Raw genomic sequence first — 17,268 nt, 5'->3', positions numbered from 1 at the left:
ATTGATTCTTTACTGGGGAAAGAGCGATCGCACCCAACTCAAATCGGCTAAATTAACGGTATCTCGAATAATCAAGAAAACCCCTAATCCCAATAACAGCATTAACCCCGTTTGCATCACACTTTCTTGGACTTTATCGGGTAAGGGTTTCCCGCGCAACGCTTCAATTAATAAAAACGCTAATTGACCCCCATCTAAAGCCGGAAGGGGGAGAATATTAATGAACGCTAAGTTAATACTAATTAAAGCCGCAAATTGAAACAAATTTCCCGCATCTGAACGGGCAATATCAGCCCCAATTGCCACAATTCCTACAGGGCCAGATAACTGTTCTGCGGTTTCACTAAAGTTACTAATCAGTTGACCAAAACCGGATAGGGTTAAATTAATAATCCGTTGAAATTCCGTTGCTCCTTCGGTAAACGCCTGAATGGGGTTTGCAGCCCGATGACGAACGACAGTTCCATTAGACGTTAACTGTACTCCAATGCGACCTTTCCCATCATTTCCCGGTTCAGGAACGACTTTGACGGATACAAGTTGATCCTGTCGTTTAATCTCCATCGATAAGGGTTGATTCGGATTATTTTGAATCACATTAATTAAGGTTTTAATGGAAGTTTCCGAAGCTCCTAAATCCTGACCGTCTACAGCCAAAATAATATCTTTCGATTCAATTCCGGCTCGGTTAGCAGCAGAGTTGACATCTTGAGCGACTTCGGCAACTTTCACCCCCGGTTCATAATTAAAACTGGGAACCCCAATAATCCCAATTTGAGTCACCAATAGAAAATAGGCAAAAATTAAATTAGCAATCACCCCCGCACTAATCACAATTGCCCGATCTAAAACGGGACGATTACTCAGTAAATTGGGGTCATCTTTAGGAATGGTACTCTCAGGATCTTCATCAGGAAATCCTACATATCCTCCTAATGGAAGACCTCGAATAGCGTATTCGGTTTCTGGGCCTTGATATTTCCACAATATCGGGCCAAAACCAATGGAAAACCGATTAACATGAATATTTTGGAAACGAGCGGCTAAAAAATGCCCCAATTCATGAACGACAATTAACACTGCAAGAACTGCGATCGCTGCCAATACTGACATGAATAAGTCCCGTAAAACAACATAAGAGCGGTTCTAACTATTCTAATATCAGTTGCTGAAGGTTGACCGCTTTGCACTGAGCTCACGCTGAAGTATCGCAGTGTTGACTGTTGGCATGGGGTTATTCAACAATCGGTTTTAACAGTATTATGATCAAACAGGAGTAATTCAACGATTGACCTAAAACCCTATCAACAGTCAACAGTCAGTAGAGACGTGCCTTGGCGAAGCCATGCCGTAAGGCTTTTGGCACGTCTGTACACAGTCAACAGCTAACAGTCAACACCAATATGACAATGACCCTTTCTCGTACTCCCCTGTATAACGTCTCCGTTGAACTTAATGGCCGCATGGTACCTTTCGCCGGTTGGGAAATGGCGGTTCAGTTTACAGGAATTAACCGAGAACATGAAGCCGTCCGACAAACTGTAGGAATGTTCGATATTTCCCACATGGGTAAATTTATTCTGCGAGGAGAACATTTGATTGAGGCGTTACAGTCCCTTGTGCCATCAGATTTAAGCCGTTTACAACCGGGTGAAGCCCAATATAGCGCTTTGTTAAATGTTCAGGGAGGAATATTAGACGATATTATTTTTTATAACCAAGGTCTTGATCCGATTACCAACCTCCCCCAAGGGTTAATGATTGTGAATGCAGCAACTCGCTCACGGGATAAAGCTTGGATTAGTGCTCATATTGAGGATCACGGGGTAACATTAGAGGATTTATCCAAAGATCAAGTTTTATTAGCAGTTCAGGGGCCACAAGCAGAAGCAGTATTACAACCCTTCGTTAACCATAATCTTTCTGACGTTAAATTTTTTGGTCATATTAGTACAACAATTTTAGGACAATCTGCTTTTATTGCCCGCACAGGATACACCGGAGAAGATGGATTTGAAATTATGGTTGATCCGGCTATGGGTGTGGAATTATGGCAAAATTTAGCTACAGCCGGGGTAATGCCTTGCGGTTTAGGGGCAAGAGATACCCTGCGTTTAGAAGCAGCAATGGCTTTATATGGGCAAGATATTGATTTAACCACAACTCCTTTAGAAGCAGGTTTAGGTTGGATTATTCATTGGGAAACCAAAGGAAAATTTATTGGTCGTCGAGCATTAGAACAACAAAAAACAGCCGGAGTCAAGCAAAAATTAGTCGGGTTAGAAATGCAAGGAAGACATATTGCTCGTCACGGATATCCGGTTTTATTCGATGGAGAAAAAATCGGAGAAATTACCAGTGGAACCTTATCCCCAACTTTGGGAAAAGCCATTTCAATGACTTATGTTCCTACCCCATTATCCAAAATAGGTCAATCCTTAGACGTGGAAATTCGCGGTAAAACCTACCCCGCCGTTGTTGTCAAACGTCCTTTTTATCGTTCTCCTCATCGGATGAAGAAATAGGACAAGGGGATGAGGGGACAAGGGGATGAGGGGATGAGGGAAAAGTAAGTAATAGTCATTAGTCATCAGTCATTAGCTGATTGATGCTTAACTCTTAGACTGATAACTGGTAGAGACGCGCCATGGCGCGTCTCTACACTGATAACTGTCAACCGTCAATAGCCAAAGGTCAATCCTTGGTTATGGAGTTGGGGGTTCCTCGGTATTTTGGGCGTTGACGGCTTCAGAAGCGGGTTTGTTTTTATTAAAATAAGTTTGGAAAATAGCTTTAGCAATAGGGGCAGCGGATTTAGAGCCATAACCCCCATTTTCAACCACAACCGCGATCGCAATTTCAGGTTTGCTGGCGGGCCCAAAACCCACATACAGAGAGTGAGAGGTTTGTCCTAACACTTCTGAAGTTCCAGTTTTACCCCCCGTTAAAGGAATAGACCCATCATTCATCACAGTGGCTGTCCCATACTCAACTACAGAAATCAAGCCTTCTTTGATCACCTGAACAACTTCTGGCTTCATCCCAGTAGGCTCCGGTTTTGCTTGTGCCGTATGGGTTAATTCCTCTAACAAATGGGGTTTCACCCGATATCCCCCATTGGCAATGGAAGCCACCATGACCGCCAACTCTAATGGCGTTGCTAACACAGCACCTTGACCAATGGACATCGTAACAGTATCCCCTAAATACCAAGGTTCGCCATAGGTTTTTTCCTTATTCTCCGGGGTGGGAATAAATCCTTCTGACCCTTCTTGTAATCCTAAAAGGTCTAAACTGGTATTTCCAATCCCCAACCGTTTACCCCATTCGGCAATAGCTTCCGGGCCAACAGCCATCCCCAGTTGATAATAAAAGGTGTTACTACTGAAGGCTAGGGCATCTCGAAATCCAATCACCCCATAACCTCCACTATGTTCGTTAAAGGTAATCCCCCCCACCGTAATGGAACCATAGGTTGCTTGCATGGAATCAGGACTAAATTTACCCGAACCCATCCCCGCCGCCGAGGACACAATTTTAAAGGTACTCCCCGGTGGATAGCCTTGTAGCGCTCGATTTAAAAAGGGATCATCCTGGTTTTGTAGTTCTTCCCATTGTTTTTGGCTAATGGGTTTTGTAAACATATTGGGATCAAATCGGGGGCTACTAGCCATCACCAAAATTTCTCCCGTTTTGGCATTTAAGGCAACGGCGGCCCCCCGTTGATCTCCGAGGGCTGCTTCTGCTGTTTTTTGTAAGTCTAAATCGAGGGTTAATTTAACATTTTTTCCCCCTTTAGAGGGACGTTGACCTAATTCTCGCAATTCTTGGTTCAAACTATTCACTTCAATTAAGCGAGAACCCCAGACCCCAGAGAGGGCTTCATTGGCTCTGGCTTCAATCCCCAACTGTCCGACAATCATCCCCATCGGCCATTGTGGGTGTTTTTTCAACTCCTCCGCCGTCGCTTCACCAATATAGCCCAAGACCTGTGAAGCTAAACTTCCTTGAGGATAATAACGGTTAGATTCCGTTCGGACTTCCAATCCGGGTAACTCGGCCGATTTTTCTCCTAACCAAACAAAGGCCTCTGGCGTTAGAAACTGGGTAATTCTGACGGCCGTAGGGGACTGATACCCGGCTTTTTGAATGGGGGCTAAAATCTTTTCCGGGGTCATGTTCAGGACAGGATTAAGCATTGTGGCAATTTGTGACCATTGTTCCGGGGTTTGTTCCTTGGGCCAAACGTATAAGGCACGGGTTAAATGATTCGCTGCTAAGGGTTTATTGTTGCGATCTAAGATATAACCCCGATTAGAAGGAATGGGGATTAACCGAATCCGGTTTTCTTCGGCTCGTTCTCGGTTTTTCGGGCCATCTATCAGTTGCAATTGCACCAGACGAAAAGAATGCACACCCATTGCCAGGGTTGCTAATACCATCAATAACACCGCACGATATAACGGACGAATCTGTCGTCTTTGATGATTCCGCAAAGGAATTGTGGTTTGATGAACATCCGTACCCCAAGAATAATTGCTCTCCATATCCCCAAATTTATTACGGTATAGACTGTTAACTGTTGACAAATGGTTCGTGCGTGGTGCTTAGACCCCACCCGATTAGTTCCCCAAGCACCAAGATAGTACGACTAATATTACGACTAAACTTATCCAATGGGGCAAGTGTAGACTACCGATTACATCCAGGGGAAATAAAACAACCCCCTGAGTAATCCATAGCGTTGCCAATATGATCACACTCATGAAGAATAACAGCATAATCGTCAGGGAAAAAACGAATAATCAGTGGACTCAACCCAAAAAGCTGAATTTCAAAACCGGGAATTGCCCGTAAGTCGATGCAAAATCTGATATAATTTAGGTTCGATCTGCAACTTCAATACCATAAGCGATCATCAGAAAAATGGGTAAAAACCCCGTGCTAAAAGCACGACTTTACAGTAGAATTGTCTTAGACACATTGACCTCGAACGGTGGGTGAGACTCCCAGTAGCGGGACGCTGTAGTTAAAAGGCGGTTGACCGAAATGGTGAACCCGGTACTTCGGGACTCTACTTCTAGCCCCTACAAGTAAAGACATTCGAGCGAGTGAATCAAACAAGACCAAAAAGTAGCCCCAATGGTGGCAACACCGGAGGGAGTAGTGGCAATTGGCATCGCTAGGGGAGTAGGAGTAGTGTCCTAGTTCGTACACAATGGTTTTCCATGAGTGCCTTCCTAAAGAATCCCCTCGCATGACGGCAGGGGTGTGTCAACCAAGCTAATCGGTAGAGGTTGAAAGATAAAGTTTTTGGCTCTTGGGAACCTGGATTCCTGCCTTGGGAAGGAATGTAAGTCCAAAAAAACTACGGAGTTTTTAAGGTATTTCCTACTGAAGCGGGAAACCCATTAGCAACCGTATAGCGGAAGTTTGGGGAGTTCACAAGGGGAAAAGTGGTTTGTATAATAAAAATGGGTTATTAATCGATGCTCAAGACCCTTCAAGATGATTTTCGTATTATTTTTGAGCGTGATCCTGCCGCTCGCAATTGGTTAGAAGTCCTGTTTTGCTATCCAGGTCTTCAGGCTTTGGTCTTCCACCGTTTCGCCCATGGGTTGTATGTTTTGGGACTGCCCTTTATTCCTCGTCTGATTTCCCACATCGCTCGGTTTTTGACAGGAATTGAAATTCATCCGGGTGCTGTGATTGGTAAAGGGGTCTTTATTGATCATGGCATGGGTGTGGTCATTGGTGAGACGGCTATTCTAGGGGATTTCTGCCTAATTTATCAAGGAGTAACTTTAGGGGGAACCGGAAAGGAAAGCGGGAAACGTCATCCTACCCTGGGAGAAAATGTTGTTGTTGGAGCCGGAGCTAAAGTTTTAGGCAATATCCAACTGGGTAACAATGTTCGGATTGGGGCCGGATCGGTGGTACTGCGGGATGTTCCTTCTAATTGTACCGTTGTGGGTGTTCCTGGTCGCGTTGTCTATCGCTCTGGGGTTCGGATCGAACCTCTCGAACATGGCAGTCTTCCTGACTCAGAAGCCCAGGTGATTCGGATGTTAGTAGATCGGATTGAACTATTAGAACAGCAAGTCCAAACACTGCAACAACAATCTTCTACTGATCCGAATCAACTAGAAGCGGCTCTCAAATTAGACTACTCCCCTGACTCAAATCAGTTAACCTTTGGAGAACCGACAACCGATATTGATGAAGAATACTCGGTTTTGGCAGCAACCCATTGCCGTCTTAAAGATCGCACCATTCAAGAGTTTTTAGATGGTGCTGGAATTTAAAGCGGGCTTGTTATAGCACTCTAGGCTAAGGTACTAAAACCCTGCACTTTTGCTCAAACATAAGTGGGGGTCGTTTACTGATTACGGCTTAATTGCTCTTGCAAGGCAATTTTGACTTTCTCAAACTCGATTTCAATTTGGCCATAAATCGTTTCACTTTCACTTTGGGGTAAGAGATTTTGAGCTTGATTACAGTGACGAGCGAGGAGTTCTAATTTTTGACATTGTTCTGATAAGTTGAAAGCACCCAGAGTACCACTAATGGATTTTAAAGAATGAGCCGCCGGTTGTAATTCCTGAGCATCCAGATTAGCAATGGCAACGGCGATCGCTTCTAACAATTCCGGGGCGGTATGAAAGTAAATCTCAATCACTTCTTCTAAAGCTTCTACTTCCCTTAAACCCTGTAACACTTTATGATCTAAAATGGGGGGGTTGGGACTGATGAGGGTTAAAGAATAGGGGGAATTTAAAACTCCATTATATGTTTTATAGTTGGTTATTTCTGAGTCTAAGGTAACGGCAAGTTCTTGAAGTGGTTGACATTTACTCAGAACTTGGATCAATTGTTCCATGCGAATGGGCTTACTAATATAGTCATCCATACCTGCATTAATACATTCATTGCGATCGCTTTCCATGGCATTTGCCGTTACCGCAATAATTCGAGGTCGCATCACTTGAGATTTTTGGGGATTTCCATATAATTTTTGAATCTGACGAGACGCTTCTAACCCATCCATTTCTGGCATTTGCATATCCATTAAAATCACATCATAGGGTTGACGACGTAACGCTTCTAAGACTTCAAAACCATTTCCAGCGACATCCGCCCGATATCCCATTCGTTGTAAGATTTGTAAGGCAACTTTTTGATTAACCAGATGATCTTCTGCTAATAAAATGCGTAGGGGTAACTTCTCCGCTAATAACGGAATATCCTGAGATGCTCGCAAACTTCCTCGATTTCGACTATGTAAATAAGTTTGACTTTGAACATGAACCTCTAAAGGTTCGCCGCCTAAAATATTAATTAAAACGTTGTAAAGTTGGGATTGTTTAATCGGTTTATTTAAACAAGCTGCAATTTCAATCGATTTAGATTTCCCTAAGTTTTTTTCCCCTACGGATGTTAATAAAATTAAGGGTAAATTTTGACAGGTGGGTAATTGACGAATTTTTTTGGCTAAGGTTAATCCATCCATCGCAGCCATTTGCATTTCAATAATGGCAACATCAAACTGTTTGCGCTGTAAAAAGTCCAATGCTCTCGCCCCATTTTTAACAGTTTGGCTTGACATTCCCCAAGCTTGGGTTTGTAACTTTAACATTTGGCGACTGCTGCTGTTATCATCTACAATTAATAATCGTTTTCCGGCTAATTCATGCAGCGTTGACCATTCAGAAGATAAATTAGAACAGGACTGAGCCAAAACCGTAAAATAGAACGTTGAACCTTTGCGAGTTGTTTTGATTTTTTCCGTTTTATTTTCCTCCTCATCCCCCCCTTCTCCATCTAATAAACAAAAGGAATCTAAAGATTGTTCTAGTTTAAAATTAGCCGGGGGATCTCCGGCTGTTGCGCCTTGACTTTCAACCCACATTTGCCCCCCCATGAGTTCAGCTAATCGTTTACTAATCGCTAATCCTAAACCTGTACCCCCATATTGACGATTAATTGAAGAATCTACTTGACTAAAGGACTGAAAGAGACGTTCCATTCCGGTCGGAGAAATGCCAATTCCCGTATCCTGAACAGCCACTTTAATTTCATAAAAAGAACAAGGAAGGGGATAATGAATTGAACTGTCTTGATGGGGAGATTTTTCTCCGTTAATCTCTTTCTCAGCGATGGAGTCATCCAGTTTTTCGGCGGTGACAGACACAACCACTTCTCCCGCCTCCGTAAATTTCACCGCATTACTTAAAAGATTAACTAAAATTTGACGTAATCTTGCCATATCCCCAATAATTTGATTCGGGGTACACGGATCAATTAAATAAACTAAATCGAGATTTTTACTCGCCGCTTTGGTCACTAATAAATCTAAGGATTCTTCAATACAGGTTCTTAAATTAAAGGGATGATTTTCTAAATCCAACTTTCCTGATTCAATTTTAGAAAAATCCAAAATATCATTAATTAAACATAATAACGCATCACTACTACTGCGAATCGTTTCTACAAAATCTTGCTGAATAGGGGTTAAGGTTGTATCCAAAAGTAACCCGGTCATCCCAATGACAGCATTCATCGGAGTCCGAATTTCATGACTCATGGTGGCTAAAAATTCACTTTTTGCCCGGGTTGCTGCTAAGGCTTGATCTCGTGCTTTTGCTAAAGCCGTTGCTGTTTCTTGACGTTCAATTTCACCGCCAATCCATTGAGCCATTAATTTTAATAAATCTCGATCCACCGCTTGAAAGGGGTCAGATAAGGGTTGAGAACTCCAAAAACAGAGGGTTCCATAAACCTCTCCTTCAACAATCACAGGAGTCCCCATATAGGCTTCAATGGGAAAGATTTTATAGGCTGGACAAAAGGGTAAACCGGAAAATTTAATCGATTCAAAATAAAGAGGTTGTTTAGCTTGAATGGTAATTTTACAAAAGGTATCTTCTAATTTATAAATCTGTCCCTTTTGAATTGATTCATCGGGAGCAACAACGGCAATAATATGATAAAAATAGTTTCTTTCTTCTGGCAATTCTGAGAAGGAGGAAGGGTCAAGGGTTACATGGGATAAAATGCCATATTCTAAACAAAATTTAGCACAGCCTAATGCTAAAATTTGTTGCAGTCGTGTTTCAAAATTTAAGTCTTGACAGGACGTAATTTGATACAGGGATCGAATCGAGGCTTCACTGTCTTGAAGTTGTTGTTCTCGTTGTTTACGTTCGCTAATATCGCGGGATACCCCAATAATTTCATGAACGCTCCCTGTGGTGGAATTACGAATGGCACTACTGGTGGTTTCAAACCAAATATAATCCCCATTTTTATGACAAATTCGATATTCTATGGTGTAGATAACGTTCTGTTGTAGAATAATTCGATAGGCTTTAATAATCACATCTAAATCATCAGGATGGATGAAATGGGGTAAAGGATTTCCCACTAATTCTTCCGGTTCATATCCTAATAACGTGCGACAAGCAGGAGACGCATATAAAAAGACTCCTTCTGGAGAATGACGGGTAATCATATCTGTAGAGTTTTCCGCCATTAAACGATAACGCTGTTCACTTTCCTGTCCTTGAGATTGGGCCTCTGCTAAGGCTTGTAACATTCCATTAATCGCCTCTGCCAAACTTGATAATTCATCCTGTCCATTAACATCAATTCTTAAGGCTAAATTCCCACTTTCCCCAATTTCATTAACCGCAGTATTCAAATCGGTTAGGCGAGATAACACTAATTTTTCTAATAATAATAGGGTGATCCCTCCAAAAACTAACCCAACTACAAATAAAAATAACGTGAAATAAGCTAAGGTTGTTTGACCTTGTTTATAAATCGGACGATGAACTTTAACCCGTAAAAATAATTTCGGTTGACCATATAAATCCCCTACGGGAACCGATGCGATCGCCATTTCTGTATTCAAAGATTCCAGGCGAATGGCTTGGGTTGCAATAATGTCTTCCGTATAAGGTTGGGTTTGAGGAAATAATAAAAATTTATGATTTTCTGTGTCTTGAGTAATGGAGTCAACGGTTAAGGAGAGTTGAGTAATATCAGCTAATCGTTCAATTTCTGTTCCGGTCAAATACCGTCCTAAAATTAATATTCCTCGGCTTGGGCCCGATGCGGTACTGGTTAAAATCGGTCGGGCGACTACTAATAAAGGACTTTCAGGTAAAACAATAATACCTTGAATGGCAATGGGTGATAAATCGGATGGTTTGAGACTCGCTAAAAGGGGACTTTTTAAGGTAAGATGGGAAGATAGACTAGAGGGAATCGGTATTTCTTGGTGACGTTGCAAATCAAATCCTTTACTAAAAACAATTTCTCCTTGAGGATTGATTAAAATAAATAAATTCAGCCGCAGATCTGTAAAGGTGGTATCCACTAAGTTAGAAACCACATATTGAGCGTTATGAGCATCAATAAAGCGATAGGTATCATCCCATTTCGCTTGATCCTGAGCGATAATATCTAAACTATCTAAGTCATCATTAATCGCATTTAAAGCTCGCACTACATCTTGACGGACATACCGACTTTCCAGATGGCGGAAATCATGCACCAGCAACATCGATGCGGTAAGATACATAGCCACGATTAACCCAATCAGGGCTGCACCTATAATGAGCAGTGTTTTCTTTCGCAATTTCATGGCGGTGTGACCTTAGACGTGCTATTGAGCAATTAACGAGGTTGTATTTGCACCCATCCTCTAAAAACAGTGATTTTGGATCTAGGGAGATGTGGACATCAACAGTTACACCGATTTAAAGGGTTTAACGGGAGTTCCACAGATAGAATTTCTATCTTTTATTGTATCTTGGCTTTTAGAGTCCATAGAAATGCTCTTAAAACCTGTCGGATCACTGTCTCTGTTCCGGTTCTGTACAGCAGTCAAGAGTAAAACCGTTAACCTCAAAACTGACGGTTAAGATCGAGTGTAGGGAATGAAGCCAGACCAATGAGGTTGGACAATCGCTGAATCAAATTAAGGTAAATATTTCTGGACAATCACCCACCCGGATAAAGAAACCGCAGTAAAGGCAAAAAATAAACCGATATTCAAACTAATATGAAGCGATCGCGCCCAAGGATTTTTAGGATTAATTTGGGTGGCACTCCACGCTGATCCTAACACTAAACTCACCACAATTAATCCAGCAGCCAAATGAATCGAATGACCTAAACTGCCATAATATCCAAGGGTTCCCACTAAACCAATGGCCAGTAAAGCCAAAACTAAACACACCATCCCCCCACCCACAACATAATGGAGAGTTCTGAGTCCTTTGGGTCGAGGTTGCTTATTTTGGCGTGAATATAGCATCCATCCCCCGGTCATCGCTAATACAAGGTAAGCGAAGACCGAACATCCCATTGACCAAGCTGCTATTTTCCACAGCCACAAAAACGACGGTAAATTCATATAGCAATCCTATTTGATTTGTATCCAAAATTTCTGCTCAAAAGGGAATTACGAATTACGAATTACGAATTACGAATTACGAATGGGCAATGGGCAATAGGGAAAACTAGATAATACTTTTGACATGAAACAGCCAAAAGTAGAATGATTATTAATCTTATTAAAAAACTAGAAAATTAAAATCTGTTCCCTGTTAAGCTGTTCCCTCCGTTCAACATTAATTCAAAGAACCACTATAGGATTCTATGGCATAATCTCGAAACCGTTCTAAATCCTTTTGAATGGTAGACTCCACCACACCACCCAAAAATAAATTATCCATGAGTTGGCCTAAAATTCCGGGTATCGCATAAGAAATTGTCAATTTAACAATACTACTCCCATGTCGATCATAAAACCGAATTGCGCCTCGATTGGGCAAACCATCTACTGATTCCCATTGAATAATTTGATTGGGAATTTGTTTCAAAATTCGAGATAACCAACTAAATTCAAAATTTCCCGTTGCTAATTTCCAGCGAGATAAATCAGGATTATCCTCTAAAATTGTAACCGAATCAATCCATTTCATCCAACGCGGCATTTGTTCCAAATCTGACCATAAATTCCAAGAGATATCAATGGGAACGGGAACTTCAACTTGAACACTATGTTCTAACCAATCAGCCATAATATTGAATGATGTAATATAGAAACCGGGTTTCTGAAGGATATATGTTAATTTTATCCTAAATTACGATTAGAAACCCGGTTTCTTTAACGTGATCAATTCTTAAACAACGACAGGAGAAGGTTTAAGCGGAGGAAAGCTACTTTCTAATATCGCTTTAGCCGCTTGCCGTCCCGAAATCGTTGCCCCTTCCATACTATCAATATAATCCTGTTGTGTGTAACTTCCGGCTAAAAAGAAATTAGCAATGGGAGTTTTTTGACTCGGACGATAGGCATCCATTCCTGGCCCTTCTCGATAGAGAGATTGAGCTAATTTAACGACACTATACCAAGTCATATTCAGTTCACGGGAACTGGGAAATAAATCCTGCACTTGTTTCAAAACGTGCTGGGCAATTTCTTCATTATTTTGTTTAATAAAGGGATCACCTGGAGTTAACACTAACTGCAATAAAGATCCTTGACCTTCTCGATAATAATCCGCCGGACTCGATAACGCTAAATCGGAAAAACAGGAGAAATCAGCATCGGCTGTATATAATAAATTATCGATCCCTGCGGCTGCTTTTAGTTGTTGACGTTTTTCAGGATCATTTAATTCCGTTACCCAACCATCAAACCGCAGTTGAACAGTGGCAACGGGAACCGCTTCTAATTTATAAATCTTGTCAAATTCTGACCATTTCCGCCAAGCAGCCGGAATCATTTTTTGTACACCGGGAACATCCCCAGCACAAACATAAGCATCTGCAACAATGGTTTCTTCCGTTTCTCCTTTGGCGACCACCATTCCAGTAACATAGGTTTTCCCGTCAATTTCCTCAAATTGGAGTTCTCGAACTCGACGGCGAGTATGAATTTTTCCCCCCCGTTGTTCTAAATAATTGACAATCGGTTTATGCAAATATTCTGCCGGAGATCCTTCCAACATTCGCAGCACAGATGCCTCTGTTTTGGCGGCAAAAAATTGAAAAATTGTTAACATACACCGAGCGGAAATATTCTCGGTATCGATAAATCCTAACGCATAAGCAATGGGGTTCCACATCCGTTTTAAACTACCTTCAGAACCCCCATGACTGCGAAACCAGTCGGCAAAACTCACCCGATCTAATTCGCGGATAATTTTCATCGCGCCTTCAAAGTCTACCAACCCGCGAACAATCGGGCTAGTTCCTAATGCAATAGCATTTTGCAGTTTATCAATTACGGAGAGTTGGGAGGTGGTAAAAAAGGCTTTTAACCCGTTAAAAGGTGCCCCGGTAATGAAGCGAAAGTCTAAACTTCCGGTCTGTCCCCCTCGGTTAATAAAAATGTGGGTATGGTCTTTTAACCGGAGGTTGTCAATAGCCCCCACCTTTCGCATCAGTTCAAATAAGTTATAGTAGCAGCCGAAAAAGACGTGCAACCCCATTTCAATATGGTTACCATCGGCATCTATCCAACTGCTTACTTTCCCCCCCACAAAGGGACGAGATTCAAAAATTTCAACGTCGTGTCCGGCATCTACGAGGTCTATTGCCGTAGCCATGCCTGCTAAACCTGCTCCTGCGATCGCAACCCGCATTTGTTAGACTGCCCTTTTCCTTAACCATTTGTTTACAGATTGTAACAAAAAGCGGGCACATTCAATCATGACTTAGGCTGGGGTGCTTTGGGTACCTTCAAATAATGCGATCGCACTGAAAACCAGAAATAGACAACCGCCAATGGCTGTAATGGTACGTTCTGATAATCTTCCGGCGATTAATTTCCCCCCTAATACCGCAATTGCCGCACAAATTGTATGTCCGACAATTCCTCCTAGGATAACTCCAACTGGATTATGAAAGGTGGCTAAGGCGATGGTGGCAATTTGAGTGCGATCGCCCCATTCGGCTGCAAAGGTTAATATAAAAGATTCTAATAAAGTTCCCCATTTAGTTTTTCCGATCACAAACTTCTGATCCGCTTTTTTGACAACTTCTAAGGCTTCTTCTTGTTCATCATGACTACCCGCTTCTGGAGCCATTTTACTAGCATCATATAAAAGTTTAAATCCAAACAAGGCAAACAAAACAATTTCGGCGTAGTGAATATAAATTGGCGGTAAGAATGAAAAGACCCGTCCCACAGCAACGGAAAGAACGGTCATGGTTGCCAAGGCTGCAACTACCCCAGCAAATACGATTTTTCTATCATATTTTGATGATAAAATAACCGCAATAAAAAATGTTTTATCGCCAAGTTCTGAAATAGTAATCAGTAAGAGTGCGGCTGTAAAAGCTGTCAGCATGATTTCAAGAAGATGAAACAGGATTGATGAAAGCGGATAATCAGACTTTCATTTTTTTATTTTACCATAAAACGGATTTATTTTTAAGTATTTCTATCGGTTTAATTTTGTCTTTTTCATAAATGAATCATTATAAATTCATAATGAATTCATTTTTATAAAATTACAAAAATAATATCAAATCCCATTATAGATGCTACAGATGATCCCCCCTGTAGAGACGTTCCATGGAACGTCTCTACAGGGGAGGGGGGATTTCTATCTAAAGTCAGAAAAAATCTCACCTTTCGTTAATTTTCCGTCCCCTTGATAAAATTTATGGAACAGGATCTTCCTCTTAGTCGTAAGATCAAAAGATGGATATCAGATGTTGATTTGCTTTCCATCTGCAACTTCACTTGATCCCTGACCCATTGCGATTACCTTTTATCCTTAATTCTTATGGCATTTCCCCGTTCTAGCGGTATCCTACTGCATCCCACGTCCTTACCGAGCCCTTTTGGCGTGGGAGACATTGGCCCCGTCGCCTATCAATTTATTGATTTTCTCAGAAATAGTGCTCAACAATTGTGGCAAGTGTTACCCCTTGGCCCCACTGGATTTGGCAATTCTCCTTATTTATCCTATTCGGCTTTTGCTGGAAATCCCTTATTAATTAGTTTAGAACTCTTAAAAGAGGATGAATTATTAACCGACGAAGATTTAGCAAATCCCCCTAAATTTCCTAGCCATATTGTTAATTTTGATGGGGTTAAATCCTTTAAAGATAAACTATTTAAAAAAGCCTGTAAAGCTTTTAAAGAAAATGCTACATCTGACCAAGAGAAAGAATTTAATCACTTTTGTTCTCGCAGCAACTATTGGTTAGATGATTATGCAATTTTCATGGCTCTCAAAGAAGCCTTGAATGGGGAAAGTTGGAATCAATGGGATGAAGATATTGCCCGACGAAAACAGGAAGCTTTACACAAATGGGGAGAAAAATTAGCTGAACCCATTTATTATCATAAATTCCTCCAGTTTCAATTCTTTAAACAATGGGGAAAACTTAAACAGTATGCAAACGAACAAGGCATACAAATATTTGGGGATTTAGCGATTTATGTCGCCCATGATAGTGCCGATGTTTGGTCACATCCTGAAATCTTTTCCTTAGATGGAGAAACCGGAGAAGCTGCATTAATGGCGGGTGTTCCCCCGGATTATTTTAGTGCAACGGGTCAATTGTGGGGAAATCCCGTTTATAATTGGGAACGTTTACAACAAGAAGGATTCCATTGGTGGATACAACGAGTTGAATCTTTATTAGGCTATTTAGATTTAATTCGGATTGATCATTTCCGAGGTTTAGAATCCTATTGGGGGGTCGCTCAAGGAGAAACAACTGCCATTAATGGTCGCTGGATAGATGCGCCTGGAGATGCCTTTTTTAGCTTATTAAATGAGAAATTAGGCACATTACCGATTATTGCTGAAGACTTGGGAATTATTACCCCAGAAGTTGAACAATTGCGCGATAAATATGGTTTCCCAGGAATGAAAATCCTACATTTTGCCTTTGATTCCGGGCCAGATAATCCCTATTTACCCTATAATTATAGTTCGGCGAATTGGGTCGTTTATACCGGAACCCATGATAACGATACAACCGTTGGTTGGTTTAACCGTCGTACCTTACAGGAACAAGCCAGAGTCACCCGCTATTTAGGTTGTACCTCCGACTATGGCATTCATTGGGATTTAATTCGGTTAGCTATGTCCTGTGTCGCGAATCAAGCCATTTTCCCCCTTCAGGATATTCTAGGATTAGGCACTGAAGCTAAAATGAATATGCCCGGAGAAGCTGAAGGTAACTGGGCGTGGCGTTTTCAACCGGGAATGTTAACTGAAGAAATCGCCGAACGCCTCAAATTTTTCACGGAAACCTACGGTCGTCAACCCCGGAATCAGTAATCAGCGTAGAGACGCGCCATGGCGCGTCTCTACTGATTTAAGATTTAGATAAATCTTCGACTTTGAAAACGGCTTCTTCTACGCGACCGGGTTCGCCGAGACGTTTGGCTTCTCCATTATTGACTGTCACTAAAACACCCCCGGCATTTCCAGCCACAACAACAACTTTATCTTTGGCTTTCCAACTGCGTTGAGTTCCGCCTTCTAACATCCCTTCAAATTCGGTTTTACCATCAACTTCAATTAAAACCCAAGATTGATCTTTAACAACAATTCCCACTTCTACAGCCTTTTCATCTGTCGCTGTAACAGAGGGTTTTGTTTCGGATACTTTCTCAACAGGTTTTACCGTCGAGGTTGTTGCAGAAGGAGAAGCAGACACTAAACGACTGGTGGGTTGAGTCGGAGTTTGAACTACCGCCTGACGGAGTTGAGGATTAGTTTCCGTTGGATTTGTAGCAGCCTGTTCACCCGATACACCTGCAAAATTAGCGGTTTTATTTAGATAGGAAACCCCATTAATGGCACAAATAATTAAGAGGATATAAGTTAGATAAAGATGGGTAGGTCTTAATTGAGGCAGACTTAAGAAACTAAGTTTAGATTTTACTCCCATTTGCGGAGGTTCAGGAAGAAAAAAGTTTGCGAGTTCTTCTCCATTCAAACCTAAAGCATCAGCATAGCGACGAATTAACCCTTGAGTATAAACCGGCTCGGGTAGCTGCTCCATCCTACCTTCTTCTAAAGATTGTAATAAATGAGAACGAATTCGGGTGTAAGCTGCCACCATATCTAAAGATAAAGAATGAGCCAAACGAGTGTCCCGTAGTTGTTCTCCGATTTCTAATAATCGTTGAACCAATTCCGAGTCAATTGAATTAAACGTTTGGCGAGGATTTTTAGGGACTTTAAACGGTAAGACAAATAAATCAGTTTTCATAATCAT

At 41.5% G+C, this 17,268-nt stretch carries 11 protein-coding genes; 3 read left to right on the top strand and 8 right to left on the bottom strand.

From position 1 onward, the window contains the following. Positions 1-9 precede the first annotated feature (9 nt). Positions 10-1,113 (bottom strand): RIP metalloprotease RseP, encoded by a 1,104-nt coding sequence (gene rseP, locus IQ236_RS00325; RefSeq protein ID WP_193867441.1) that lies wholly within the window; start codon positions 1,111-1,113, stop codon positions 10-12. 290 nt (positions 1,114-1,403) lie between these two features. Here rseP and gcvT point away from each other — a divergent pair, with 290 nt between their 5' ends. After that, complete coding sequence (gene gcvT / locus IQ236_RS00320; protein ID WP_193867440.1) at positions 1,404-2,525, top strand: glycine cleavage system aminomethyltransferase GcvT; 1,122 nt, start codon at positions 1,404-1,406, stop codon at positions 2,523-2,525. A 180-nt stretch (positions 2,526-2,705) separates the two neighbouring features. Here the strand turns inward: gcvT and mrdA are convergent, their stop codons facing one another. Then, positions 2,706-4,547, bottom strand: a complete 1,842-nt coding sequence (mrdA, locus tag IQ236_RS00315; protein ID WP_193867439.1) for a penicillin-binding protein 2 — start codon at positions 4,545-4,547, stop codon at positions 2,706-2,708. A 942-nt stretch (positions 4,548-5,489) separates the two neighbouring features. Here mrdA and cysE point away from each other — a divergent pair. Then, on the top strand, positions 5,490-6,305 hold the full coding sequence (gene cysE, locus IQ236_RS00310) for a serine O-acetyltransferase (protein WP_193867438.1): 816 nt from the start codon (positions 5,490-5,492) through the stop codon (positions 6,303-6,305). A gap of 74 nt (positions 6,306-6,379) precedes the next feature. On the opposite strand, the gene IQ236_RS00305 is transcribed toward cysE, so the two are convergent. From IQ236_RS00305 to IQ236_RS00285, 5 genes are all read right to left on the bottom strand, one after another. Further along, positions 6,380-10,648 (bottom strand): response regulator, encoded by a 4,269-nt coding sequence (locus tag IQ236_RS00305; protein WP_193867437.1) that lies wholly within the window; start codon positions 10,646-10,648, stop codon positions 6,380-6,382. A 336-nt stretch (positions 10,649-10,984) separates the two neighbouring features. Beyond that, positions 10,985-11,422 carry a DUF4079 domain-containing protein gene (locus IQ236_RS00300; RefSeq protein ID WP_193867436.1) on the bottom strand — a complete coding sequence of 146 codons (438 nt, stop codon included), beginning with the start codon at positions 11,420-11,422 and terminating at the stop codon, positions 10,985-10,987. A 217-nt stretch (positions 11,423-11,639) separates the two neighbouring features. After that, positions 11,640-12,092 (bottom strand): SRPBCC family protein, encoded by a 453-nt coding sequence (locus IQ236_RS00295; protein WP_193867435.1) that lies wholly within the window; start codon positions 12,090-12,092, stop codon positions 11,640-11,642. A gap of 102 nt (positions 12,093-12,194) precedes the next feature. Beyond that, the gene (gene zds, locus IQ236_RS00290) at positions 12,195-13,661 is read right to left on the bottom strand and encodes a 9,9'-di-cis-zeta-carotene desaturase (protein ID WP_193867434.1); all 1,467 of its coding nucleotides are present in this window, start codon (positions 13,659-13,661) and stop codon (positions 12,195-12,197) included. A gap of 72 nt (positions 13,662-13,733) precedes the next feature. Then, entirely contained in the window at positions 13,734-14,369 is a 636-nt protein-coding gene (locus tag IQ236_RS00285; protein ID WP_193867433.1) for a TMEM165/GDT1 family protein, read from the bottom strand. 441 nt (positions 14,370-14,810) lie between these two features. Between IQ236_RS00285 and malQ the strand changes: the two genes are divergently transcribed. Beyond that, complete coding sequence (malQ, locus tag IQ236_RS00280; RefSeq protein WP_193867432.1) at positions 14,811-16,322, top strand: 4-alpha-glucanotransferase; 1,512 nt, start codon at positions 14,811-14,813, stop codon at positions 16,320-16,322. A 37-nt stretch (positions 16,323-16,359) separates the two neighbouring features. Here malQ and IQ236_RS00275 read toward each other — a convergent pair whose 3' ends face one another. Beyond that, a complete protein-coding gene (locus IQ236_RS00275) occupies positions 16,360-17,262 on the bottom strand; it encodes a helix-turn-helix domain-containing protein (protein WP_193867431.1) in 903 nt (300 codons plus the stop codon). Positions 17,263-17,268: the final 6 nt, after the last annotated feature.

The organism is Planktothrix mougeotii LEGE 06226 (genome assembly GCF_015207485.1).
GTDB lineage: Bacteria > Cyanobacteriota > Cyanobacteriia > Cyanobacteriales > Microcoleaceae > Planktothrix.
This window is presented reverse-complemented; position numbering and strand designations above follow the sequence as displayed.